Raw genomic sequence first — 25,477 nt, 5'->3', positions numbered from 1 at the left:
GAGCTCGTGCCGGGCGTGTACCAAGCCGAGCTGGAAATGAAGCTGCCTTGACGGCGCGGCGTATTCCGCCGGCCGGATAGACGGACCGTCCGCGCGGGCGGCGAACGAAAGGAGGCTGCCGGCCGTGGCGGCGGCCTTTTCGGCGCGCCGGCGGCATGCCGAAGGGAACCGAATTTCCCGGCTGCCGCGTGCCGATATGGTATACTGGTCTGGAGTTAACCCGGGCGCCGGGCCCGGGATACGAAGGGACGGATACGATGCGGCTGCAAGTGAAGTGGCTCGACTGGGCGAAACAAATTCAGGCGATCAGCCAGGCGGGACTGGCCTATTCCAAGGACGTGTACGATTTGGAGCGGTTCGAGCAGCTCCGGAATTTGAGCATCGAAATCATGCATGCGTATACCGACGTCGAAGAGACGAAAATCCGCGAGCTGTTCGCCAATGAAACGGGGTACCAGACCCCGAAGGTGGACGTGCGGGGCGCCGTCTTCGACGGCGACCGCATCCTGCTCGTCAGGGAGAAGCTGGACGGCGCGTGGGCGCTGCCCGGCGGCTGGGCGGACGTCGGCTTGTCCGCGAAGGAGAACGTCGTCAAGGAAGTGAAGGAAGAGGCCGGTCTGGACGTGCGGCCGGGCAAGCTGCTTGCCGTGCTGGACAAGAAGTTCCACGACCATCCGCCGTCCCCGCATCACGTGTACAAAATGTTCATCCTGTGCGAGGCCGTCGGCGGCCGGGCGGAAGCGGGCATGGAGACGTCGGAGGTCGGCTATTTCGCCGAGGACGCGCTGCCGCCGCTGTCGCTCGAGCGCAATACGGAAGCGCAGATCAAGGCGCTGTTCGCGATGAAGCGCGATCCGGACGCGGACGTCGCCTTCGATTGAGAGGCCGCCGGGAGATCGGATCCGATCAGGCGGGGCGAGGTCGCCTTGGCGGCAGGGGACGGGGAAGTCCGGAAAGCGCCTAAAGGCCGGGAGGCGCCTGAACGCTTGAAAGGCGAGTGCCGGAGAGCAGCGTCGGACAGACAGGGACGCCCGGCAAAGCGGGCGGACGGCTGCGCGAAAAAAGCTGAAGCGAATCATCGCTTCAGCTTTTTTGCGTTTGTTTCGGTTATGGCGTATGCAGCACGCCGTAGATCACCTGCGCCGCTTCGGCGCGAGTCGATGCGCCCAGCGGCGCGAATTCGCCCGCCGCGCGTCCCTTGACGATGCCGAGCGCGGCCGCTTCGTCGACGTACCCGCGCGCCCAGGCGGCGATGGACGCCTCGTCCTTGAACGGCGCGGCCGGCGAGGCAGCCGGCTTGCCGCTGCGCGCTTCGTAGCCGCGCATCGCGAGCGTCGCCATCTCCTGGCGGGTAATGGCCGCGTTGGGCGCGAACGAAGCCGCGCTCACGCCGTTCGCGATGCCCGCTTTGACGGCCGCGGCGACGTCGCCGGCGTACCAGGCGCCGGCCGGCACGTCGGCGAACGACGGCGCGCCTTCCGCGCGGAGGCCCAGCGCCCGCGCGAGCAGCGCGGTGAATTCGGCCCGCGTGACGCTGCGGCCCGGCTCGAAGATCGTGTCGCTCGTGCCGGTCACGATGCCTTTGGCGTAGAGCGCCTTGATGACGCCGGACGCCCAGTGGCTAGCGGGCACGTCGGCGAAGGTCTTGTCGACGGCGAGCAGCGCGTAGGCGCTGAAATGCGTCACTTGGGCGGCATAGAAGCCGTCCGTGTACGTGCCCCCGACGAATTCGGGCGCCGCGCCGTCCGGGAGATAGAAGACGGAGGTCAGCTGCGGATCGGCCGACGGCGCGACCGGCAGGCGCAGCGTAACCGGCGCCGCGAACTCGCGGAGGTCGTAGATGGCGGAGCCGTCCGCCGCGATCCATTGCAGCTTGAGCTCGTACGCGGGACCGGCGGCCCGCGCGTCCTTCCCGAGCTTCGCCGGGTCGGACGCGGCGGGCTTCAGAGTCAAGGCGATGGACCCGCCCTGCAGCTGCGAAGCGGTCAGTCCTGCCTTGAGCTGCGTCAGGACGGCGGCCGGGATATCGAGCGCGGCCTTGTCCGCGGCGACCACGCGCAGGGACGCTTGGCCCAGCAGCTTGTCCGCGTCGCCCGGCAGCTTGACGACGGTCGCCGTTGCCGGGAGCGCGATCGAGACCAGGCCGTCGGCGTTGTCCTTCAGTTGGTCGGCGGTGACGGCGAGAACGCCGTCGGTTACGGCCGGTGTGCCCGGCGATCCGCCGCCCGTGCCGCCGCCGCCCGTGCCGCCGCCGCCAGACGGACCGATGCGGACCGACGTGCCGGCAGGACCGGCGATGCCGCTCGCGGTCAGCGCGGAATCGACGAGCTTGACGTCGCGGACGTCGATCGCGGCCGTTCCGTTCGCGGCGGCCGTGAACGTGAACGCGGCGAGCTCGAGCGAGCCGCCGTCGCCCGGCGAATCGCCGGACTTGGTGTGGGCGAAGACGAGATGCGCTTCGCCGGGGCCGTCCCGGACGACCTTGGCCGGCGTGCCGAAGCCGACCGCCGCCGTCTGCTCGCTGCCCGTCTTGAAGGTCAGCAGCTCCGGGTTGTAATATACGTGCAATTCGAACGCGTACACGTCCTGCAGATCGTTCCCCGTTACCGTGATCGTGACGTCGTCGCCGCTGTCGACGGCGCTCTTGTCGGCGGTCACGGAGAGGGAAGGCGGTTCGGCCGCGGCCATGGCGGCTTGGGGCAGCAGGAGCGCGAACGCGAGGCAGATCGTCGAGAGCCAAGTGATGCTTTTACGCGCCATATCGGGTTCGTCCTTTCTTGTCTGGAGAATCGGTGGGGTTCAGGCGGCCGTAAAGGAAACGGAAGGGCCGTGCGCGGCCCTTCCGCCGGCCGTATTTATTTGGCCGGGACCGGCAGCGCCGGGAACAGCTCCGGCGCCTTGCGGTTATGGGTGGCTTGTTCGTAGGCATAGCCGAGCTTGATCAGCTCGCCTTCGCCGTACGGGCGGCCGAGCAGCTCGATGCCGACCGGCAAGCCGCTCGCGACGAATCCGGCCGGGAGGCTGATCGCCGGGAAGCCGGAGAACGGGCTGAGCCGGTTGGCGCTGCCGGAGCTGCCGCCCGTCGGTCCCGTCGTCGACGGATACAGGATCGCGTCGAGGTCGTTGTCCGCCATGAGGCCGAGCAGCGACTGCTGGGTCAGACGCGTCCTGAACAGCAGGATATCCTTGTACTCCTCCGTGTCGAGCGACTCGACGCCGTTGCGCGTATTGAGCGTGTTCGTCAGCGAGGTCAGGAATTCGTTGCCCGCGATGATGTCCGTTAACGAATGATTGCGGATGGCGGCCGGGTCGACGAACCGCGTATTGGACAGGTATGCGTTCAGATTGAACTTGAATTCGTAGCCGCTCAAGCTCGGGTATTTCAAAATATCGGCAACGTTCGGGATATTGACGCCGACGACCGTGGCGCCCTGCGCCCGCATGTCGTCCGCGGCTTTGTTCAGCAGGCCGAGCACCTCCTGATTGCTGCCTGCGACGCTGCTGTCGAGGACGAGGCCGATGCGGGCGCCCTTCAGGCCGTTCTTGTCCAGGTACTGCGTGTAGCTGGCCGGCTTCTTGCCGACGCTGCCCGCCGTGGCGATGTCGTTCGGATCGTAGCCGCTGACCGCGTCGAGCAGAATCGCGGCGTCGGCTACCGTCCGGGCCATCGGGCCGCCGACGTCCTGCGACAGCGCGAGCGGAATGATGCCGTCGCGGCTCGTCAGGCCGATCGTCGGCCGGATGCCGACGATGCTGTTCCAGGAGGACGGGATGCGGATCGAGCCGCCCGTGTCGGTGCCGAGGCCGGCCGCGGCGAAGTTGGCCGCGAGGGAGGCGCCGGTGCCGCCGCTGGAGCCGCCCGGATTTTTGGTCAGGTCGTACGGATCTTGCGTTTGGCCGCCGAGCGAGCTCAGCGTGTCGGTGTTGATGGCGAATTCGCTCAGGTTCGCCTTGGCCAGGATAATGGCGCCGGCGTCCTTCAGCTTCTTGACTATGAAGGCGTCGCTGACCGTCTGGTTGTCGTCCAGGCATTTGCAGCCCGCGGTCGTCTTCATGCCGAGCGTGTCGTAGTTGTCCTTGACGATGATCGGAATGCCGTGCAGCAGCCCGCGCGGTCCCTTCTCCTGCCGCTCGTCGTCCATCGCCTTCGCGAGCGTCAGCGCGTCCGGATTGATCGAGATAATCGAATGGAGCTCGTCGTCGTATTCGTGGATGCGGTCAAGATACATCTGCACGAGCTCGACCGACGTCAGCTTTCCGGCGGCCATGGCGTTCTGGATGCTCATGATGTCGGCTTCCATCAGCTGGAACGGCTGCCCGTTGTCGTACAATACTTTTTTGCCCAGCGCCGCGAGGTCGGCCAAGTCGATGGCGTTGTTCTTGTTGAAATCGCCGATCGCCGCGCTGCCCCAGTTCACGTCCGAGGCGTCGATGCCGAAGTACTTGAGCAGGAAGGACAGATCGCCGACGTCGATGACGCTGTTGCCGTTCAGGTCGCCGGGAGCGGAGCCCGCGATTTGGACGGCCAGCGACTGCTCCGGCGTTTGCACGACGCTGCCGTCGTCGGCGCCAAGCTCCACGTAGCCGTTGATGCCGCTGATATCGCCCGCGGCCTTGGCCTTGAAGGTCAGCGCGAGGACCGCGCCGGCGTCGGTCAGGCTGCCGTCCGCGTCGGTCGCGACGATCGTCAGCTTGCCGGTTTCGGCGTTCACGCCGGCGATGCTGACTTCCGGATTACCGGCGGCCGCCGATATGTATTCGAACGAAGACGGATCGTATTCGAAGATGAATTTGCCCGCGGTCGCGCTGCCGGTCGCGCCGGACAGGGAGACGGAGACGGCGAACGTCTCGCCGGGCGACGCGAGCGACGGGCCCGACAGCTGCACGAACGCGGTGGGAGCGGCCGCGGGCGCTTGGTCCCGGACCGGGGCGCCGGCATCTTCGGCATACGCGCCGGAGACGGGTACGCCAAGGAGAAGCGTGCTGCCGAGCAGCAGCAGGCCGGCGGATTTGAGCAGAGATTTTTTCATGGGCTTCCTCCTCGAGGCGGCGGGTGCCGCCCTTCTATGAATGTTAGGTTTAGGACTTGAACGGAAGTGTGACCGTGAAGATCTTTCAAAATATATGACATTGTAATTACATACGAAGTGCCCCTCTCCCTTTTGTCTCTAAATCTATCGTTTATCATAGGGGATGAATAGCGGGCGATCAAACGCGGTTTTTGGCGATTATTCGCGTAAAAATGGCAATTATCTTTGCTTTTCGATGGTTTTATTGCTTTATTCGATTAACGCGAAAAATGTTATATAACCTAACATTTAATTCGGACACACCTGAAGGCCGTATCGGGCATCGGGGCTGTCATCGTTGTTTTTGATAAAAAAACCGTTATCCGCGTTAAAGACGCGCGCCGCGCCGCGGCGATAAGATAGAGAGGAACGATGGATCGTCCATGCGGGATGCCGCGCGCGGGCCGTGCGTTCGCCGCCGGGCTGCCGCCGCCGGAAAGATCCGCCGGAAACCACCACGGATGGGGGAATCGTCGCATGATCAATAAGCAAATCGTCTTCGCGTCGCCATGGGTCGCGGAAGTGCGGGAACGCCGGGAGGACGAGCCGGCGCTCGGCCGCGGCCAAGCCTGGGTCCGCAAGCTGTATACGCTGATCAGTCCCGGCACCGAGCTTGCCTGCCTGTCGGGCAACGAAAGCTGGTTCGGTCTGCCCGGGGTACCCGGGTACGCTTCCGTCAGCGAAGTGCTGCAGGTCGGCGAAGGCGTTCAAGGCTTCGCGGCCGGGGACGTCGTGTTCCACTACGGCGATCATTCCGCCTATCAGGCCGCGGATACGAACCACGTGTTCGTCAAGGCGCCGAAGGCCGTGCCGCTGCAATGGGTGCCGTTCGTCCGGATGGCGAACGTCGCGTTCACGTCGCTGCGCGTGTCTTCGATCGAGCTCGGCGACGCCGTAGCGGTCACGGGGCTGGGGCTCGTCGGGAACATGGCCGCCCAGCTCGCGAAGCTGCAGGGCGCGAACGTCATCGGCATCGACTTGTCGCGGCAGCGGCTGAAGCAGGCGGAGGCCTGCGGCATCGACCATGTCCTGTTCGCCGGGGACGGGGACGTGCGCGACCGGGTGTCGGACCTGACGGGCGGGGAAGGCGTATCCGCGCTGATCGAGGCAACGGGCGTTCCGCAAGCCGCGGTCGACGCGCTGCCGCTAATCGCGAAATACGGGGAATTGATTCTGCTTGGCAGTCCGCGCTCGGAGTACAAGACCGACGTAACGGACGTCCTGAACTACGTGCATCTCGACGGCCGCGGCTGCATCACGTTCAAAGGCGCGCACGAATGGCGTTTCCCGGTGCGCCGGGATCCGTTCGTCAAGCATTCGCTCGCGCGCAATTCGGCCGTCGTGCTGGACTTGATCGGCCGCGGCAGACTGAAGATCGAGCCGCTGATCAGCCACGTGCTGAAGCCGGAGGAGGCCGCGGGCGCTTACCTGGGGCTGCGCGACGACAAGGATCGTTACAGCGGCGTGCTGTTCGATTGGTCGGCGGACTGACGCTCTCCCCGAGAATGGGGGACTGGACCGCGGAAGGCCGAATCGCGTAGGATGGAAGGGACGCGCTCGGCAGGGGAGGGACGAAGCCTGGAGATCAAGCTTGACCTGGACAGCAAACCGGACCTGGACAGCAAACTGCAATCGATATCGCCGTTCGTCCGCATGGTCAAAATATCGGAATCTTCCGCGCTCTACGGGGAGTGGGTCGATTACGACCACGTGTTCACCTACATCGACGGCGGGGAAGCGGAATTCATCCTGGACGGGGTTAAATACCCGGCCAAAGAGGGCGATATGTTCCTAATGCCGCCGTTCATGCCGCACCTCATCCGGGCCGTCTCGGACGTGCCGCTCGTCCAGTACATCGTCCAATTCGACCTGCATGCCGACGAGGAGCGCCGGCGTTGGAAGGAGACGACCGTGATCAACGAGACGACGAGCCGGCTCCCGGCGCGAGAGCGGCTGCTGGCGGCGGTGCCGCCGGCGTCGCGCCTGCTTCCGTCGGAGCGGCTCGCGCTGAAACGGCGGTTCGCGGCGATGCTCGCCTGCTTCCGGGACGGCGGCCCCTACGGCGGCCTGCTGCTGAAGGCTGGCTGCATCGAGCTGCTGCACGCCTATTTGGCCAGCTTGGCCGACCGGGACGGCCGCGAGGGCAATCCGGCGAAGGGCTGGGCGACGATCGAGCGCGCGATCCGCTACATGAACGAGCACTACGGCAATCCGCGGCTGAGCAACCGGGAGATCGGCCGTCACATCGGCGTGTCGGCGAATTATTTGTCGTCGCTGTTCAAGGAGCAGATCCGGGTGACGATGCACAAGTACTTGACGCACGTCCGGATCGAGCAGGCCAAGCAGCGGCTGCAGGAAGGCCGATTGTCGATGACCGCGATCGCGGAGGAGACCGGCTTCTCGAGCATTCATATGTTCAGCCGCGCCTTCAAGTCGGCGGCGGGCGTGCCGCCGAGCCGGTACGCCGGGGCGCGCGCCGAACGGCCGGCAAGCGCGCTTTGAACAAGCAGAGACGGAAACGAAAAAACGGTTTCCCCGCCTGAGGGGAAACCGTTTTTTGATGAGCCGGGAGCCGTTTACGACTGGTACTCGAACTGCTTGGCGTAGAGCTGCGCATAAGCCCCGTCGCGCTTCAGCAGCGCGTCGTGCCGGCCTTCCTCCGCGATGCCGTCCTCCGTCAGGACGACGATCCGGTCGGCGCCGCGGATCGTGGAGAGGCGGTGGGCAATGACGATCGTGGTTCGTCCTTTCGCCAGCTTCTCGAGCGAGTCCTTGACGATGCTTTCGCTTTCGTTGTCCAGGGCGCTCGTCGCCTCGTCGAAGATCAGCACCGGCGGGTTCTTGAGGAAGACGCGCGCGATGCTGAGCCGCTGCTTCTGGCCGCCGGAGAGCTTGACGCCGCGCTGTCCGATCTCGGAGCCGTAGCCGTCCGGCAGGCTCATGATGAAGTCGTGCGCGTTGGCGCGCTTCGCCGCCGCGACGATCTCGTCGTCGCCGGCGTCCGGTTTGCCGTACCGGATGTTCTCCATGACCGTTCCCGCGAACAGGTAGACGTCCTGCTGCACGACGCCGACGCTGCTTCGGAGCGATGTCAGCTCGAGCCGCCGGACGTCGGTGCCATCCAGCAGCACCTCGCCCGATTCGACGTCGTAGAACCGGGGAATGAGCGAGCAGAGCGTCGTCTTGCCCGCGCCGGACGGCCCGACGAGCGCGACGAATTCGCCGGGGCGCACCCGCAGCGACAAGCCGGCGAGTACGGGCTTCAGCCGCGGCTCGTACCGGAACGTGACGCGCCGGAATTCCACGTCGCCTCTGATGTCCGCGAGCATCCGGGCATCCGGCGCGTTCGCGACGGCCGGCTCGACGTTCATGAGCTCGACGAACCGCTGGAAGCCGGTCACGCCTTCCTGCAGCTGCGTGCTCATATGGGTCAGCTGCTGGATCGGCTCGACCATGAAGCCGACGTAGAGCAGGAACGTGATCAAGTCCGCCAAATCCAGCTCGCCGCGCACGATGCTAGCGCTGCCGAAGACGATGACCGTCACGGAGATGAGCTGGATGATCGTTTCGAAGCTGTTGTAGAAGAGCGCCTCCGCCTTGTACGTATGCTTGCGGCTGGCGAGGAAGCGGTCGTTCTCGCGGTTGAACTTCCCGGTCTCGACCGCCTCGTTCGCGAACGATTGCACGACGCGGATGCCTCCCAGGCTGTCCTCGACCTGCGCGTTGATGTCGCCGATCCGGTCCTTGTTCCGGTTCATCGCCGCGTTCAGCCGCTTGTTGAAGTACAGCGACAGGACGCCCATGACGGGCAGGAAGCAGAAGACGGCGATCGTGAGCCGCATGTCGATCGCGAAGAGGATGGCGAAGGCGCCGATGAAGCGGGCGGCGTACTTGACGTAATCCTCCGGTCCGTGATGGTACAGCTCGGACACGAGCAGCAGGTCGTTCGTGATGCGGGACATGAGCTTCCCGGTCTTCTCCTTGTCGTAGAAGCCGAATGAGAGCGTCTGCAGGTGCGCGAACAGCTCGCCCCGCATGTCGCGTTCCATGCGGGCGCCGACTTCGTGCCCCTTATAGTCGGCGAAATAGTTCGCGGCGTTCTGAAGCAGCGCCAGCGCCAGCATGAGTCCGCCGGCGAAGTAGACGCGGGGCAGCGCGGCTGACAGATCGCCGGTCAGCACGTCCTTGGTGACGTAGCGCACGAGCAGCGGGTAGGCGAGCGTCGCGGCCGATACGGCGAGCGCGCATGCCAGGACCGCCATGAACAACGGGAGATAAGGCTTGTAATACGAAAAAAATCGTTTGATCGGAAACCGCATGAGATACCCCTTTACGTGTTTTTTGACACGCCTACAAGGGGGTGCTGCGCGTGCCGTTTACGTCGGCGTTCCACCCTTGTATGGCTGAATGGCCGGAATCGTCGTTTTTTTCATGCTTTTGCCTCCTCATTCATAATTACTTGTAGTATAAGGGATTTTCCGCGGGAAAAGTACGGGGAAATCGCAAAATTTGGACGAGTTAAATCCGAAAAAAACGGGGAAATCAACCGTATTTTTCGCGAGTTCGTTAAAGTTTTTCTTAATTCTGTGAAAAAGTTAATCCAAACGGCAACTTTCGCTATGCTATAATTTGCCCAGAAGACGAACGTTGGAAGCTTCATCCAACCATCTTGCTCTGCTGGGAGGTACGCATGATCAGAGAAAGCAAGCCGGTTAGAAGGCTGTTCATCATGGCCATGGTGCTGGCGCTGGCCCTGTTCGGCGCTCTGCCGATGCCCGGCGCGCACGCGCAGGACGCTTCGGCGGCGAAGGTGAAGATCGTCGTGAACGGTGCCGCGAGCAAACTCGGTCTCTTGTTCATTAGCGACGGAAAGCTGTACGCGCCCGTGGCCAAAGTCGCCGCGAAGCTGGGCGCAACGTCGAGCTGGAATAAGGCCGGCGAGGAATTGACGATACATAACGCGGTAAACGATACGATCGTGCTTGGCAACGGCGTGCCCGTCGTCTACTTTAACGGCGGCCGCTATATGATGGAAACTTATCCGTTTTTGAAGGGCGGCAGGCTGTATATGCCGCTGCGCGCGCTGGCAGAGATGCTCCACGCCGACATGAGGGCGGATGCGGACGGAACGGTCATTGAACTGTCTTCCGTGAAGCCGGCGGTCGTATCGGCATCGTACGGCGTGGGCGACATCAGCAAGGACGTCGGCAGCAGCCAGTCGGCGCTGCTCAAGCGCAACGGCATGACCGGCAGCGCGAACGTCCAATCGGGCGCGAAGCTCAAAGAAGTGACCCCGTCGTTCCTCGCCCATCCGGCGAAGGCATACACGGAGGAGGATTATCGGCTGCTCGCGAAGATAACGATGGTGGAAGCCGGCTACGAGCCGTTCGCAGGGCAGCTGGCGTTGGCGAACGTGATCTTGAACCGGGTGAAGGATCCGCGGTTTCCGGATACGATCCGCGAGGTCATTTATTCCGGCCGGCAGTTTCCGCCGGCGCACAACGGGCTGCTCGACAAGAGCAAGCCGAACGCTTCGGTGCTGCGCGCCGCGAAGGATGCGCTGAACGGCCGCAACAATATCGGAGGCGCGGTGTATTTCTTCAATCCCGCGGTGTCCACCGGCCCGTTCTGGTCCAGTTTGGACGCGGTCGCGACGATCGGCCATCACCGGTTCGCCAAATAAACGGCAGCTTACGGCAATTTAATCGTACTTTTTTAGGAAAGGCCGTCCCTCACGTCATGCGCGTGGTTAAGGAGACGGCCTTTTTCTTTGGCTTAAGGAGGTGGTGTTGCGATTTGTCGGGGCCTTCAGGTAACAGAAGCTGGAACGGGACGAGGTAAGGTACATTAACCAGAATCGTCGAAACACGGCCAAAGAGCGGTACCAGGTACCTTACATTCACCAGAATTGCCGAAACGTGGCCCAAGAGCGGTACCAGGTACGGTACATTCACCGGAATCGCCGAAATATGGGCAAAGAGCGGTACGAGGTACCGTACATTCTCCAAAATTGCTGAAACGTGACCCAAGAGCGGTACCAGGTACCGTACATTCACCAGAATTGCCGAAACGTGGCCCAAGAGCGGTACCAGGTACCGTACATTCACCGGAATCGCCGAAACATGCCCCAAGAGCGGTACCAGGTACGGTACATTCACCGGAATCGCCGAACATGCCCCAAGAGCGCTACCAGCTACCGTACGTTCGCCAGAATCGCCGAAATATGGGCAAAGAGCGGTACGAGGTACCGTACATTCTCCATGGTTCCGCCGGCTGAAATAAGGAACGATCAGTCTTTTAAATTTGTCGTATGAGCGGGACGGAATCCGGTGAAATCGGCCCTCGCGCGTATAATTATAAGAAGCGGGACATCGTGACAACATTTATACTTGACTGGCCATTCTTAAATGAGGTATAGTTGGACTCATGAAACGCAGCATAACGGAATTCGCGCCGTTGATTTAAGAATAACAATTCTTAAATGCATGCCGGATACGGACCGAGAAACAATAACGTCAACGGTCTTTATTCGAACGATCGCGGTTTCCGGTAGGACTCGACCATTGGCTGCCGAAGGCGGAGGAACTCGGACCCGATTCGGGAGGGAGGCAATACGTATGAGGAACATCGCATGGGTAACGGGTGCCGCAGGAGGCATCTGTTGCCAAATCGCAATGCGGCCGGCGGAGCGGAACGCCACCGTATTGCAGGCTTCGCGAAGAGCAGGATTTTCCGCGCCGTACCGATAGCTTTCACCTTGGCTGCCTGTCGCTTAAGCCGATCGAAATCATACTTTCCTAATATGGGGTGGAGAATCCAATGATAAACACAGAGAAGCAAGGCATCATGAGGGAAGCCGCGGTCACGCTGCTGCTCGGCTTCACCGTCGTGCTCGTCATCATGAACACGATGATGTTCAACCTGGCATTGCCGGACGTGGCGAAAGATTTTCGGCTGTCGGCGTCCTCGACGTCCTGGATCGTCACGGGCTACTCCATCGTGTTCGCGATGGCGTCCATTACGTACAGCCGGCTTGCGGACTTTATTCCGATCCGCCGCTTGTTCATTATCAGCCTCTTGTCGCTTAGCTTGGCCGCGATCGCCGGCACGTTCAGCGACAGCTTCCTGATGCTGCTGATCGTGCGCATTCTGCAGGCATCCGGCGCCGGCGCGATTCCCGCGCTGTCCCTGAACCTGATTTCCCGCTACGTTCCGGTCGAACGCCGCGGCAGAGCGATGGCCGTCATCATGTCGTCCGTCTCCCTCGGCCTCGGCCTCGGTCCGGTCGTCGGCGGCGCGATCGTCGAATATTTGGGCTGGCACGTGCTGTTCTTCGTTACGGCGGCCACGCTGCTGCTCGTCCCGCTGTACGTCTTCATGATTCCGAAAGAGCAGCCGCGCAAAGGCGCCTTCGACGCGCTCGGCGCGCTGTTCATCGGCGCCGGTACGACCGGGCTGCTGCTGTACCTTACGAACCATTCGTGGATCGCGCTTATCGGCGGCATCGTATCGCTGATTCTGTTCACGATCCGCATCCGCTCGGCGAAGGATCCGTTCGTGCTTCCGGCGCTGTTCCGCAACCGGTCGTTCCTGGTTCTGAGCGCCGTCGGCATCGCGGGCTACATCAGCAGCTTCGCGACGCTGTACCTGATGCCGCAAATTCTCGTCAAGCAGTACGGCCTCAGCGCGATCGAAGCGGGGCTTATCATCTTCCCGGGCTCGTTCCTGGCGATCTTCGTCTCCCGGAAAGCGGGCAAAATCATCGATCAGCGCGGCAACGGTTCGATCATCCGCTTCATTCCGCTCTTGCTTCTGTTGTCCGTCGTGCTGTTCGCCTTCTTCCAAGGCACGTCGTTCGTGGCGATTCTGTTCATCTACATTCTGATGAGCGTCAGCTTCACGATTTTGTCCAGCAGCGTATCGAACGAAATTTCCCGTCTTCTGCCGTCGACGCAGATCGGCTCCGGGCTCGGTTTGTTCCAGCTCCTGCAGTTCTTCAGCGGAGCGTTCGGCGTGGCGACGTCCGCGAGCGCGCTGTCGTGGCAGAAGGATCTGCCGGTCAAAGCCGCCTACAGCAACATTTACTGGGGCTTAACCATCATCGTTATTTTGGCCATCGGGTGCGCGTTTATGTACTTGCAAGCCCAATCCAGGAAGCGACTGGCTTCCTTGCGCGGCGCCACCGATATGGAGTAATGAAGAAGGAATCCGGCAGCGTGCCGGGTTCCTTTTTTGCGTAAACGAAACTTGGGCCGAGGCGGCTTTTGCCGGAGCCGAATCCGCTCCGCGCTGCCGGCTTCCGGCCCGCCGCGTTGCCCGGCGCCGGTTCGTCCAGCACCGCTTCCGGTTCGCCGCGGTGTACCGGCAACCGGTCCGCCGCGGTGACGGCAACCGACTACCGACCATCCATCCGCCCGCGCGTCGAATCGAGGCCCGAACGAGCGCTCGCGCAATGCGCGCAAAAAAACACGCTTGCGGCGAGCCGGCAGCGTGTTTTTTGCGCCTTATGCGTCTATTCGAATGCTCAGGCCGCGACGTCGCGTCTCGTGAACAGCAGCCAAGCCACGAGCTGGAAGACCGCGTAATACGCGACCAGCATGAGGATGGAGAAGGACAGCGTCATCTCCGGCCTCAGCGGCGAGGAGCCCTCCATGTACTGCGTCAGGTCGATGTTCGAGAAGAGCAGGTATTTCACCCACTCGTACCCGCGCAGCAGCTCGGACAGCGAATTGCCGAGGAAGATGAACAGGAGCGAGAAGGCGATGGCCATCGAGGAGCTGCGGAACGCGGCCGAGATCATGAATGCCATCGTGACGTACAGCAGCAGCGAGACGACGGCGAAGCCGTACTTCTGCAGCGCGTTCGCGATCATGGAGCCTTCATGGACGACGCCGTTCGCGATCGTCACGTGCGGCTCGCTCAAGGCGCCGAAGCCTTCCAGGATGCCGCCCGCGGCGAAGGCGGCCGCGAACGAGATCACGAGCAGCAGGAGCGCGTAGCCCAGCGTGGCGATATACTTGGCCGCCATGATCTTCGTTCTGGATGCGGGCCCGACGAGCAGCAGCTTGACCGTGCCCCATGAAAATTCCATGGCGATCATGTCGGCCGCGACGATGACGGTCAGTATCGTCACCAAAATGATGAGCGAAGCCGAATTGTTCACGTACGTCCACATCGTCAGCCGGTTCGGATCGATATCGTGATCCAGGTAATAGGCGTTCAGCTTGATCGCGTTCTCCAGATGCTCGTTATCGTCCGGATGCGCCTGCAGCTCCTGCTGCAGCTTGTCGTTTTGCTGGGTCAGCTGCTGGCGCCAATCCGTCTCGCCGTCGTTGCCGGCATCCCACTTCATGAGCCCGCTCATGAGGCCGATGGCGAGCAGGAGAAAGCCGATCATCGCCCACGTGCGCGGACGGCGGTAAATTTTCATGTTTTCGTTGCGAATCAGTTTGCTAAGACTAGACAACCATCTCACCTCCGGTAATTTCCAGGAATTGATCCTCGAGCGATCGCTGCGCGGCGTGAATCCCGAGCACGTCGATCTCGGCGCCGACGAGCAGCCGCACGAGATGCGGGATGACGGCTTTGTCCGCCGTCAGCTCCAGCCGGCCGCCGGTCTCGCGCACGAGCCCCGGATCGAACGCCGATGCGAGCAGGCGCAGAGCGGCAGCGCTATCGCCGGTTTCGATGACGATCTTGGACTGCGCGTCGTCCCGGGTTTCCTGAATCGACCGGACGTCGACCAGCTTGCCGGACTGGATGATCGCGACGCGGTCGCACATCAGCTCCATCTCCGACAGCAGGTGGGAGGAGACGATGACGGCGGTCCCTTCCTCGCGCGTCAGCTTGCGCAAGTAATCGCGCAGCTCGCGGATGCCCGCCGGATCGAGTCCGTTGGTCGGCTCGTCGAGAATGAGCAGCGACGGGCGGTGCAGGATCGCCTGGGCGACGCCGAGCCGCTGGCGCATGCCGAGCGAGTAGCGTTTGACCTTCTCGTGGATCCGGTTTTGCAGGCCGAGGAGCGCGACGACTTCGTCGATGCGCGCTTTCATCACGCCTTCGTGCCGGCGCGCGAAGTGGATGAGGTTCTGGTAGCCGGTCAGAAATTTATACATCTCGGGATTTTCGACGATCGCGCCGACGTGCGTCATCGCCAGCTCGAAATGCGTGCCGACGGGAATGCCCTTGATGATCGCTTCTCCCTTCGTCATCGAGATCAAGCCGACGATCATGCGGATCGTGGTCGTCTTGCCCGCGCCGTTCGGGCCGAGGAAGCCGAAAATTTCGCCGGGCTGAATGTCGAAGGTCAGATTGTCGACGATATTGCGTCTGCCGACGGTTTTGGTCAAATTGCGTAGCTGCAGGACTGCTTCTGTCATGCGGTTAACCTCCTGAATAAGTTCTCTGCTAGCAACTATACCGGAAGGCGCGGCATGGAAAAACCGACCTGCGCTCAGGCCGCGCCCCCTGCTTAGGTCGGGGATTGCCGGATGGGCCGCTCGCCGCGAGCACGGCAAAAAAGCCCGCGATTCGATCGCGGGCTTGCCGTGAAAAGCCGTTCCGGCGCCGTCTTCAGTGAACCAGCTCCATGAATTTGCGTGCCGCGTTCGACAGCGGCATGTTGCGCATCATCATGAAGCCGACCTGCGAAGGCGGCAGCTTGACGTCGAGCCGGATTTCGAACAACGATCCTTCCTCGAGCTCGCGGGTCACGAATTCCCGGGTCACGTAGGAGATGCCGAGCCCTTTGCGCGCGAATTCGATGAGCAGGTCGACGCTGCCGACCTCGATCTCGGGCCTGATCTCGAAGCCGTAGCTTTGGAACAGCTCCGTGATCGCCATTCGGACCCGGCTGTTGCGCGAGAATAGGATGATGGGGTATTCCAGCAGCTCCTTCATCGTCAGGACCTCGCCCTTCAGCTCGGCGTACAGGTTGCCCGCCACGAAGCAGTCCTGGAGCTGGATGCCTTTCAAGACCTCGATCTGCTCGTCGACGATCGGCATCCGCACGACGCCGACGTCGATGCGGCCTTCCTTCAGGAACGAGATCGTCTCCGGCGTCGTCCCGTGATTCAAGTGCAGCTTGATTCCGGGATGCTTCTGATGGAATTCCTCGAGAAAGGGAAGCAAATAATGCTTGAACAGCGAGTCGCTGCCGCCGAGCCGCAGCTCGCCGCTGTCGAGGTTTTTGAGGGCGGCCATCTTCTCTTCCGCGATCGAGATCAGAATTTGCGATTTCTCGATGTACGAATACAAGATGCTTCCTTCCTGCGTCAACGCCACGCCTTTGGAGTTACGGTAGAAGAGGGTGAGACCGAAGCTGTCCTCGAGCTGCTTGATCGCATGGCTGACGCTCGGCTGCGTCAAGTACAGCGCTTTGGCGGCCTGCGTGAGGCTGCCCGTTTTGGCGGCCCAGTAAAACACCTTGTACAGCTCGTAGTTATTGGTCATAGACATGGTCTATAGCTCCTGTGAAATATATTAATTACTTGTATAGATGTTAATCGTATTATAGTTGAACCAAGGAAGAGAAACCAGCATTTCAGAGAAAGCACGCCGGAAGGAGTCATGAACCATGGAGGCAACGACGTTTGTCTTGTTTGGAGCTACGGGGGATTTGGCGAAACGCAAAATATATCCCGCTTTGTATAATCTGTTCGTCGACGGAAAGCTGCCGAATGCTTTCTCCGTCGTCGGGCTGGGAAGAAGGGAGCTGACCGACGAGACGTTCCGGGAGAACGTCGCCCGGTCGCTCCGGAGCTTCTCGCGCCGCGAGGCGAACGAAGGCGAGTCGCTGGACGCGTTCCTGAACGCGTTCCGCTACAACGTCCTCGACATCGGCCGCAAGGAGGATTACGAGAAGCTGCTGCGGCTGGTCGAAGCGCGCGAAGCGGAGCTCGGCGCCGCGCCGAACCGTCTCTTCTACTTGTCGGTCGGTCCCGAATTCTTCGAGACGATCGCCGCGAACATCCGCGATAGCGGGCTCGGCTCCGCCGACGGCTGGAAACGCCTCGTCATCGAGAAGCCGTTCGGCCACGATCTGCAGTCCGCCCGCGACTTGAACGCGAAGCTGAGCCGCTCGTTCGCCGAGGACGAGATTTACCGCATCGACCACTATCTCGGCAAGCCGATGGTGCAGAAGCTGGAAATTCTCCAGCAGGCGAATCCGGTGCTGCAAGCGCTCTGGACGAACCGGCACATCGCCAACGTGCAGATCACGGCGAACGAGACGGTCGGCGTCGAGGAGCGCGCGGGGTATTACGATCACGTCGGCGCCGTCCGCGACATGTTCCAGAACCACATGCTGCAGCTGCTCATGATGCTCGCGATTCATCTGCCGCACAACAGCACTTCGGACGAAGTGCGCACGAAGAAGCGGAAGGTGATCGAGGCGCTCGAGCCGCTGGCGAAGGAAGACGTGGCCGCCAACGTCGTCCGCGGGCAGTACGCGGCGGGCGAGATCCAAGGCAAGCCGGTCGTCGGTTACACGTCGGAGCCGGGCATCGCGGCGGATTCGGCGAACGACACGTTCATCGCCGCCGAGCTGCACATCGACGATTATTTTTGGCGGGGCGTGCCGTTCTATATTCGGACCGGCAAGCGGATGAAGGAGAAGTCGACGCGGATCGTCATCGAATTCAAAGAGCTGGCCGGCGAGCATACGCAGTCGGACGACAAGACGAAAGCGCCGAACCTGCTCGTCTTCGAGATCAGCCCGAACGAAGGCATCACGCTGCAGCTGAACACGCGGGACCCGCAGCATAAAGGCGAATTCCAGCCGATGCTCGTCAACTTCCACACGAGCCAGCAGGACGTGCCCGAAGCGTACGAGAACCTGATCCACGACGCGCTGCAGGGCGATCCGACGTTCTTCGCGCACTGGGACGAAGTGGAGCTGTCCTGGAAATGGGTACAGCCGATCCTCGACGCCTTCAAGGACGATCTCGTGCCGCTTCGGACGTACGCGGCCGGCACCTACGGCCCGGCCGAGGCCGACGAGCTGCTCGCCCGCAACGGCCACCGCTGGCGGTTCGACGACGCCGACAATCAAACCCAAACGAAAGAAGGAGCCACCTATGCCTACCACGCAAACCATTGACCAACTCGCCATCGATACGATCCGGACCTTGTCGATCGATGCCATCAACGCCGCCAACTCCGGCCATCCCGGCCTGCCGATGGGCGCCGCGCCGATGGCGTACGCGCTCTGGTCCCGCCAGCTGAACCATAACCCGGCGCACGCCAAATGGTTCAACCGCGACCGCTTCGTCCTCTCCGCCGGGCACGGCTCGGCGCTGCTGTACAGCTTGCTCCATCTGTCCGGCTACCAAGTATCGCTGGACGACCTGAAGCAGTTCCGCAAGCTGAACAGCAAGACGCCGGGACATCCGGAATACGGCCACACGGACGGCGTCGACGCCACGACGGGGCCGCTCGGCCAAGGAATCGCGATGGCGGTCGGCATGGCGATGGCGGAGGCGCATCTGGGCGCCAAGTACAACCGCGACGGCTTCCCGGTGGTCGACCATTACACCTACGCCCTCGTCGGCGACGGCTGCTTGATGGAAGGCATCTCGTATGAAGCGATGTCGATGGCGGGCCACATGAAACTGGGCAAGCTGGTCGTCTTGTACGATTCCAACGACATCTCCCTCGACGGCGATCTGAACCTCTCCTTCGGCGAGAACGTCCAGAAGCGCGCGGAGTCGGCGCAATGGCAGTACCTGCGGGTGGAGGACGGCAACGACGTAGCGGCGATCGCGAAGGCGATCGAAGCGGCGAAGCAAAACGAAACGCAGCCGACGCTGATCGAGATCCGCACCGTCATCGGGTACGGCAGCAAGGTGGCCGGCACGAACAAGGCGCACGGCGCGCCGCTCGGCAAGGAAGAGGGCCAAGCGACGAAAGCCGTCTACGGCTGGAACTACGAAGAGGAGTTTTACGTGCCGGAAGACGTCAAAGCGCATTTTGCGGAGCTGAAGCATAAAGGCGCGGCCAAAGAAGCAGAATGGAACCGACTGCTCGAAACGTACAATGCGCAGTATCCGTCGCTCGGCGGGGAGCTGGCGAACGTCATCGACGGCAACGTGACGATCGACGCCGCGGACGTGCTCACGTTCGACCCGGCCAAGACGGTCTCGACCCGCGTGGCCAGCGGCAACGCGATCAATCACTTCGTGAAGCTCGTGCCGTCCATCTTCGGCGGCAGCGCCGACCTGTCCCACTCGACGATGACCGAAATCGGCGGCGAAGGCACCTTCGCGATCGACTCGTACGCCGGACGCAACGTCTACTTCGGCGTCCGCGAGCACGCGATGGGCGCGGCCGGCAACGGCATGGCGCTGCACGGCGGCGTGAAGCCGTTCGTCAGCACGTTCTTCGTCTTCAGCGACTACCTGCGGCCATCCATCCGCTTGGCGGCGCTGCAGAAGCTGCCCGTCACGTACGTCTTCACGCATGACTCCATCGCGGTCGGCGAGGACGGCCCGACGCACGAGCCGGTCGAGCACCTCGCGGCGCTGCGCACGATTCCGGGCTTGACGGTCATCCGTCCGTCGGACGCGAACGAAACGGCCAGCGCCTGGGCGTACGCGCTGCAGCAAAACGAAGGTCCGGTCGCCCTTATTCTGAGCCGCCAGAACCTGCCGGTATACGAAGCGACCAAAGCGAACGTCGGCGACGTCGCGAAGGGCGGCTACGTCCTGACGGAAACGAACGCCAATCCGGACGTCATCCTGATCGGCACGGGCTCCGAAGTATCGCTGGCGGTGAGCGCCAAGGCCGAGCTCGAGCGCGAGAACCTGTCGGTCCGCGTGGTCGCCATGCCGAGCCGCGAGCTGTTCGAGCGCCAGGACGACGCATACAAGCAAGCGGTGCTGCCGGCTTCCGTCACGAAGCGCGTAACCATCGAAGCGGGCATCTCGCTCGGCTGGGACCGGTACGCCGGGCCAAGCGGCAAGGTGCTCTCGATCGACACGTTCGGCGTGTCGGGTTCGGGGAACGACGTGATGGCGCACTTCGGCTTCACGACCGGCAACGTCGTCAAAACGGCGAAGAGCTTGCTCTAGGAGCTGCTTTCCGATTATCGACGATACGCCAACTGTCCGATTTCTAAAAATTTCGTTCCGATCCGATCATGAGGATGTCTGCCGCGTCCGCCGGCCGCGAGCCGGCGGACGGGGCTCAATCATAAAAAACCCTATCCGGAGGTAATGAAACCATGAAATTTTTCATCGACACCGCTAACCTGGCCGATATCAACAAAGCGTACAAAATCGGCGTTCTGTCCGGCGTAACGACGAACCCGTCCCTGGTCGCCAAAGAAGGCGTGAAATTCGAAGACCGCATCGAGGAAATCCTGAAGGCCGTGCCGGAAGTCGAATCCGTCTCCGCGGAAGTGACGCCGGACGCGCTGACGGCCGAAGACATGATCGCGCAAGCGAATGAATTGATCAAGATCAACAACAACGACAAGAACATCACGATCAAGCTGCCGATGACGCTGGCCGGCCTGGAAGCTTGCCGCTACCTGACCAAGAAAGGCGTCAAGACGAACGTCACGCTGATCTTCACGGTCAACCAAGCGCTGCTCGCGTCGCGCGCCGGCGCGACGTACGTATCGCCGTTCCTCGGCCGTCTGGACGACATCTCCGAAGACGGCGTGCAGCTGGTGCAAAAAGTAGCCGAGCTGTTCCGCGTGCATAACCTCGATACCCAAATTATCGCGGCTTCTGTCCGCCACCCGGACCACGTCACCCGCGTCGCGATGGCCGGCGCGCATATCGCCACCGTGCCGTTCTCGGTCATCGAGCAAATCTCGAAGCACCCGCTGACGGACGCCGGCATCGAGAAGTTCGCCGCCGACTGGCAGAAAGCCGTTCGTTAACCCATACAGATAGAAGCCGACAGGCAGGAGGAGAGAAACCGTAATGGGGATTAAATTCGATTATTCGAGCGCGTTGTCGTTCATCGGTCAACACGAAGTGGATTATTTCGGCGAGTTCGTGAACGTGGCGCATCGCATGCTGCACGAGAAGCAGGGGCCGGGCTCCGATTTCCTCGGCTGGGTGGATCTGCCGCTCCAATACGACAAAGCGGAATTCGCGCGGATCAAGGAAGCGGCGGCGCGCATTCGCGGCAATTCCGAAGCGCTGATCGTCATCGGCATCGGCGGCTCGTACCTCGGCGCGAGATCCGCGATCGAAGCGCTGTCGCATACGTTCCACAACCAGATGAAGGGCAATACGCAGGTGTACTTCGCCGGCCAAAACATCAGCTCCACCTACATCACGCATCTGCTCGAGCTGTTGGAAGGCAAGGACATCTCCTTGAACGTCATTTCCAAGTCGGGCACGACGACGGAACCGGCGATCGCCTTCCGGATTCTTCGCGACTACATGGAGAAGAAATACGGCAAGGACGAAGCGCGCAAGCGGATCTACGCAACGACCGACGCCGCGAAGGGCGCGCTGAAGAAGCTGGCCGACGACGAGGGCTACGAGTCGTTCGTCATTCCCGACGACGTCGGCGGCCGGTACTCCGTCCTGACGGCCGTCGGCCTGCTGCCGATCGCCGCCGCCGGACTCGACATCGACCGGATGATGGAAGGCGCGGCCGCGGCCGCGAAGACATACAACAACGCGGATCTGGCGACCAATGAGAGCTACCAATACGCCGCCGTCCGCAACGCCCTCTACCGCAAAGGCAAATCGATCGAGCTGCTGGCGAACTTCGAGCCGTCCCTGCACTACGTGTCGGAATGGTGGAAGCAGCTGTTCGGCGAGAGCGAAGGCAAGGATTTGAAGGGCTTGTATCCGGCCTCCGTCGATTTCACGACCGATCTGCACTCTATGGGCCAATACGTCCAGGAGGGCCGGCGCGATCTGATCGAAACCGTGCTTGCGGTGAAGAAGCCGAAGGTCGAGCTGACGATCGAGAAGGACGCGAGCAACCTCGACGGCCTCAACTTCCTGGCGGGCATGACGATGGACGAAGTGAACAAGCAAGCGGCCATCGGAACGCGGCTCGCGCATGTCGACGGCGGCGTGCCGAACCTGATCGTCGAGCTGGACGAGCTGAACGAATACACGTACGGCGAAATGGTCTATTTCTTCGAGAAAGCCTGCGGCATCAGCGGCTTGCTGCTCGGCGTGAACCCGTTCGACCAGCCGGGCGTCGAAGCGTACAAGGTCAACATGTTCGCCCTGCTGGGCAAACCCGGCTTCGAAGCGCAAAAAGCCGAGCTTGCGAAACGTCTGTCCGCATCGGAACAATAAGAGGAGGTCGTCAACCATGAGCAAACAACAAATCGGCGTCGTCGGACTAGCCGTCATGGGCAAAAACTTGGCCCTTAACATCGAAAGCAAAGGCTTCTCGGTCGCGGTATACAACCGTTCCCCGGAGAAAACGAAGGAACTGCTGGCGGAAGCCGAAGGCAAAAATTTCGTCGGCGCGTACAGCGTCGAGGAATTCGTGAGCGCGCTGGAAGTCCCGCGCAAAATCCTGATCATGGTCAAAGCCGGCCAGCCGACGGACGCGACGATCGAGTCGCTGCTGCCGCACCTGAGCCCGGGAGACATCCTGATCGATGGCGGCAACGCGTTCTTCCCGGATACGCAGCGCCGCAACAAAGAGCTCTCGGCCAAAGGCTTCCGCTTCATCGGAGCGGGCGTATCGGGCGGCGAGGAAGGCGCGCTTCACGGCCCGTCCATCATGCCGGGCGGCCAACGCAGCGCGTATGAACTCGTGGAGCCGATCCTGACGGCGATCGCGGCGAAGGTCAACGGCGAGCCGTGCACGACGTACATCGGCGAAGACGGCGCGGGCCACTACGTCAAGATGGTGCACAACGGCATCGAGTACGGCGACATGCAGCTGATCGGCGAGGCGTACCACCTGCTGAAGGACGTGCTCGGCCTCAGCACGAGCGAGCTGCACGACATTTTCACCGAGTGGAACAAAGGCGAGCTGGACAGCTACCTGATCGAGATCACGGCCGACATCTTCGGCAAGACCGATCCGGAGACGGGCAAGCCGATGGTCGACGTCATCCTCGACTCGGCCGGCCAGAAGGGCACGGGCAAATGGACGAGCCAAAGCGCGCTCGACCTCGGCGTGCCGCTGTCGATCATCACGGAATCCGTGTTCGCGCGCTTCCTCTCCGCGATGAAGGAAGAGCGCGTCGCGGCCAGCAAGCTGCTGGGCGGCCCGGCGCCGGTCCGCTTCGAAGGCGACCGCGAGGCGTTCATCGAATCCGTCCGCAAGGCGCTCTACGCGAGCAAGATCGCCTCGTACGCCCAAGGCTTCGCGCAAATGCGCGCCGCTTCCGAAGCGTATGACTGGAACCTGAACTACGGCGCCATCGCCATGATCTTCCGCGGCGGCTGCATCATCCGCGCCCGCTTCCTGCAAAACATCAAGGACGCGTACGACCGCGATTCGGAGCTGCGCAACCTGCTGCTCGACGAGTACTTCAAAGGCGTCGTCGAGAATTACCAAGGCGCATGGCGCGAAGTCGTGTCCGCCGCCGTGTCTCACGGCATCCCAGTCCCGGCGTTCGCTTCGGCGCTGGCGTACTACGACAGCTACCGCTCCGAGCGGCTGCCGGCCAACCTGCTGCAGGCGCAGCGCGACTACTTCGGCGCCCACACGTTCCAACGCGTGGACCGCGAAGGCACGTTCCACCACCAGTGGATGGAGCAATAATCGTTCGATCAAGAAGAGACGCCCGGCGTGCCCGGGCGTCTTTTTTGCGCGTTCCGCGTTGTCCGGCAGCGGCATACCTCCAACATTTAAGGTAAATTTAGAAAATATTAGTAGATTAAAGTGGTATAATAGGTAGCGTTTGGAAGAAATGCCAATGGGAAACGGAGTGAATGCGTTGAAACGGTTTACGGGAAGGCATTCGGCCGGCATCGTCGTTCTCGCGGCGACGATGACGATGACGATGTCCGGATGCAGTTTGACGGGCGGCGGTACGGACGCGGGCAGCGAAGTCTCGTCCCTCAAGGTCATGTACTACGACGAAAGATCGTTCTATGATCAGTTCGGCACGGTATATTCCGCGCTGCATCCGAACGTCGAGCTGACGGTCGTCTCCAATCAGAATTACTCCAACAAGCCGGTCGCGGATCCCGAGGCGGAGCTGCAAAGCTTCATCGAACGGGAAAATCCCGACGTCCTGATGCTGTCGTCCGATCAGCTGTCGAACATGGCGAAGGACGGCAAGCTGCTCGATCTCGATCCGATGCTCGCGGAGAAAGACTACCACGCGGAAACGTTGATTCCGGGCCTGCTCGATTATTTGAAATCGTTCGGGGACGGCAAGGTATACGGGCTGTCGCCGACGTTTTACAGCCAAGCGCTCTTCTACAACAAAGATCTGTTCGCGAAGTACGGCATCCCGCTTCCGCAGGACAAGATGACCTGGGAGCAGCTATTCGAGCTGGCCCGGCGCTTTCCGACGGACGGCCCGAAGGATAAACGCGTGTACGGGCTTGGCTTGGGGTACGGCGTCGACGCCTATCAGCTCGGCTCCATGATCGGAACGGCCCAGAATCTGACGATGTTCAATCCGGCGAACGGACAGATCACCGCCGACACGCCCTCCTGGAAGCGCATTTTCCAAACGGCCATCGACGGACTCAAGTCCGGGGCGCTGTACATGGAGGATCCGAACAACATGAGCGGGACGAGCACCTACGAGGACTTTTTGCTCCGCGATCCGTTCGTGGCCGGCAAGCTGGCGATGAGGCTCGACGGCACCTACTTGATGGACCAGATCAACGAGGGACGCAGCCGGCTTGAAGATAAAAGCAAGGTCGTCCAAAATTGGGATCTCGTCACGGTACCGGTCGATCCGCAAAATCCGGAGGGCAGCGTGAGCATGAACGTCGGGCAGATTTTCGCGGTGAACGCCAAGTCCGCGAACGCCGATGCCGCCAAGGAATTCGTCCGGTACATCACGAGCGAGGAATACGCCAGGGTCACGTCCAAGCTCCACTCGAACGGCTTTCCGGTGCGGACCACTTACTTGAAGGACGAAGAGAACCATAATTTCAAAGCCTTCTATGCCTTGAAGCCGAATACGCCCAAGCCGTTTCAGGATTACGACGACATCCCGCAGGCGTTCTACATGCGCTTCTCGACCCTTGCCCAACAAGAGCTGAAGAACGCGTACGACGGCAAACAATCGGTCGATGCCGCCCTTGCGGCCGTGCAGACCAAGGGGAAGGCGGCGCTCATGGAGGAGCAGGCGAAGGATAAGGCCAATGGCGGCGGCGCAAGCGCGCAAGGCGGCGAAGCCGGAGGAGCCGCTTCCTCCGCCGAAGCGTCCACAGGCGCCCGGTAGCGCCGAGCTCGGCCGTCCGGCAGGGCGGTTGGCCGGTTGCCATGGTCCCGTCGTCTAT

17 protein-coding genes are annotated in these 25,477 nt (G+C 61.9%); 11 read left to right on the top strand and 6 right to left on the bottom strand.

The window, feature by feature from the left end; translation table 11 throughout:
- Nucleotides 1-263: 263 nt before the first annotated feature.
- The gene (locus I8J29_RS18420) at nt 264-881 is read left to right on the top strand and encodes an NUDIX hydrolase (protein WP_208848989.1); all 618 of its coding nucleotides are present in this window, start codon (nt 264-266) and stop codon (nt 879-881) included.
- Nucleotides 882-1,107: 226 nt separating this feature from the next.
- Here I8J29_RS18420 and I8J29_RS18415 read toward each other — a convergent pair whose 3' ends face one another.
- Nucleotides 1,108-2,760 carry an S-layer homology domain-containing protein gene (locus I8J29_RS18415; protein WP_208848981.1) on the bottom strand — a complete coding sequence of 551 codons (1,653 nt, stop codon included), beginning with the start codon at nt 2,758-2,760 and terminating at the stop codon, nt 1,108-1,110.
- 95 nt (nt 2,761-2,855) lie between these two features.
- Nucleotides 2,856-5,030 (bottom strand): amidase family protein, encoded by a 2,175-nt coding sequence (locus I8J29_RS18410; protein ID WP_208848980.1) that lies wholly within the window; start codon nt 5,028-5,030, stop codon nt 2,856-2,858.
- Between the two features lie 516 nt (nt 5,031-5,546).
- Here I8J29_RS18410 and I8J29_RS18405 point away from each other — a divergent pair.
- Together I8J29_RS18405 and I8J29_RS18400 are read left to right on the top strand one after the other, a co-directional pair.
- On the top strand, nt 5,547-6,560 hold the full coding sequence (locus I8J29_RS18405) for a zinc-dependent alcohol dehydrogenase (RefSeq protein WP_208848979.1): 1,014 nt from the start codon (nt 5,547-5,549) through the stop codon (nt 6,558-6,560).
- 51 nt (nt 6,561-6,611) lie between these two features.
- Entirely contained in the window at nt 6,612-7,571 is a 960-nt protein-coding gene (locus I8J29_RS18400; protein ID WP_208848978.1) for an AraC family transcriptional regulator, read from the top strand.
- A gap of 74 nt (nt 7,572-7,645) precedes the next feature.
- On the opposite strand, the gene I8J29_RS18395 is transcribed toward I8J29_RS18400, so the two are convergent.
- The gene (locus I8J29_RS18395) at nt 7,646-9,388 is read right to left on the bottom strand and encodes an ABC transporter ATP-binding protein (protein ID WP_208848977.1); all 1,743 of its coding nucleotides are present in this window, start codon (nt 9,386-9,388) and stop codon (nt 7,646-7,648) included.
- Nucleotides 9,389-9,759: 371 nt separating this feature from the next.
- Here I8J29_RS18395 and I8J29_RS18390 point away from each other — a divergent pair, with 371 nt between their 5' ends.
- Complete coding sequence (locus tag I8J29_RS18390) at nt 9,760-10,752, top strand: cell wall hydrolase (RefSeq protein WP_208848976.1); 993 nt, start codon at nt 9,760-9,762, stop codon at nt 10,750-10,752.
- 1,136 nt (nt 10,753-11,888) lie between these two features.
- A complete protein-coding gene (locus I8J29_RS18385; RefSeq protein WP_208848975.1) occupies nt 11,889-13,265 on the top strand; it encodes an MFS transporter in 1,377 nt (458 codons plus the stop codon).
- Between the two features lie 328 nt (nt 13,266-13,593).
- On the opposite strand, the gene I8J29_RS18380 is transcribed toward I8J29_RS18385, so the two are convergent.
- From I8J29_RS18380 to I8J29_RS18370, 3 genes are all read right to left on the bottom strand, one after another.
- Nucleotides 13,594-14,535 (bottom strand): ABC transporter permease, encoded by a 942-nt coding sequence (locus I8J29_RS18380; RefSeq protein ID WP_208848974.1) that lies wholly within the window; start codon nt 14,533-14,535, stop codon nt 13,594-13,596.
- Nucleotides 14,528-15,448 carry an ABC transporter ATP-binding protein gene (locus tag I8J29_RS18375; protein WP_208848973.1) on the bottom strand — a complete coding sequence of 307 codons (921 nt, stop codon included), beginning with the start codon at nt 15,446-15,448 and terminating at the stop codon, nt 14,528-14,530. The genes I8J29_RS18380 and I8J29_RS18375 overlap by 8 nt, the downstream gene beginning before the upstream one ends.
- A 193-nt stretch (nt 15,449-15,641) precedes the next feature.
- A complete protein-coding gene (locus I8J29_RS18370) occupies nt 15,642-16,520 on the bottom strand; it encodes a LysR family transcriptional regulator (protein WP_208848988.1) in 879 nt (292 codons plus the stop codon).
- Nucleotides 16,521-16,644: 124 nt separating this feature from the next.
- Here I8J29_RS18370 and zwf point away from each other — a divergent pair, with 124 nt between their 5' ends.
- The 6 genes from zwf (at nt 16,645) to I8J29_RS18340 (ending at nt 25,419) form a co-directional block, all read left to right on the top strand.
- Entirely contained in the window at nt 16,645-18,168 is a 1,524-nt protein-coding gene (zwf, locus tag I8J29_RS18365) for a glucose-6-phosphate dehydrogenase (protein WP_208848972.1), read from the top strand.
- Nucleotides 18,146-20,137, top strand: a complete 1,992-nt coding sequence (gene tkt, locus I8J29_RS18360; RefSeq protein ID WP_208848971.1) for a transketolase — start codon at nt 18,146-18,148, stop codon at nt 20,135-20,137. The genes zwf and tkt overlap by 23 nt, the downstream gene beginning before the upstream one ends.
- A gap of 152 nt (nt 20,138-20,289) precedes the next feature.
- Complete coding sequence (fsa, locus tag I8J29_RS18355; RefSeq protein ID WP_090641890.1) at nt 20,290-20,955, top strand: fructose-6-phosphate aldolase; 666 nt, start codon at nt 20,290-20,292, stop codon at nt 20,953-20,955.
- 43 nt (nt 20,956-20,998) lie between these two features.
- Nucleotides 20,999-22,345, top strand: a complete 1,347-nt coding sequence (locus tag I8J29_RS18350) for a glucose-6-phosphate isomerase (protein WP_208848970.1) — start codon at nt 20,999-21,001, stop codon at nt 22,343-22,345.
- A gap of 16 nt (nt 22,346-22,361) precedes the next feature.
- A complete protein-coding gene (gndA, locus tag I8J29_RS18345) occupies nt 22,362-23,774 on the top strand; it encodes an NADP-dependent phosphogluconate dehydrogenase (RefSeq protein ID WP_208848969.1) in 1,413 nt (470 codons plus the stop codon).
- Nucleotides 23,775-23,928: 154 nt separating this feature from the next.
- Complete coding sequence (locus I8J29_RS18340; protein WP_208848968.1) at nt 23,929-25,419, top strand: ABC transporter substrate-binding protein; 1,491 nt, start codon at nt 23,929-23,931, stop codon at nt 25,417-25,419.
- Nucleotides 25,420-25,477: the final 58 nt, after the last annotated feature.

The sequence above is a fragment of the Paenibacillus artemisiicola genome, assembly GCF_017652985.1.
Taxonomy (GTDB): domain Bacteria; phylum Bacillota; class Bacilli; order Paenibacillales; family Paenibacillaceae; genus Paenibacillus_Z; species Paenibacillus_Z artemisiicola.
This window is presented reverse-complemented; position numbering and strand designations above follow the sequence as displayed.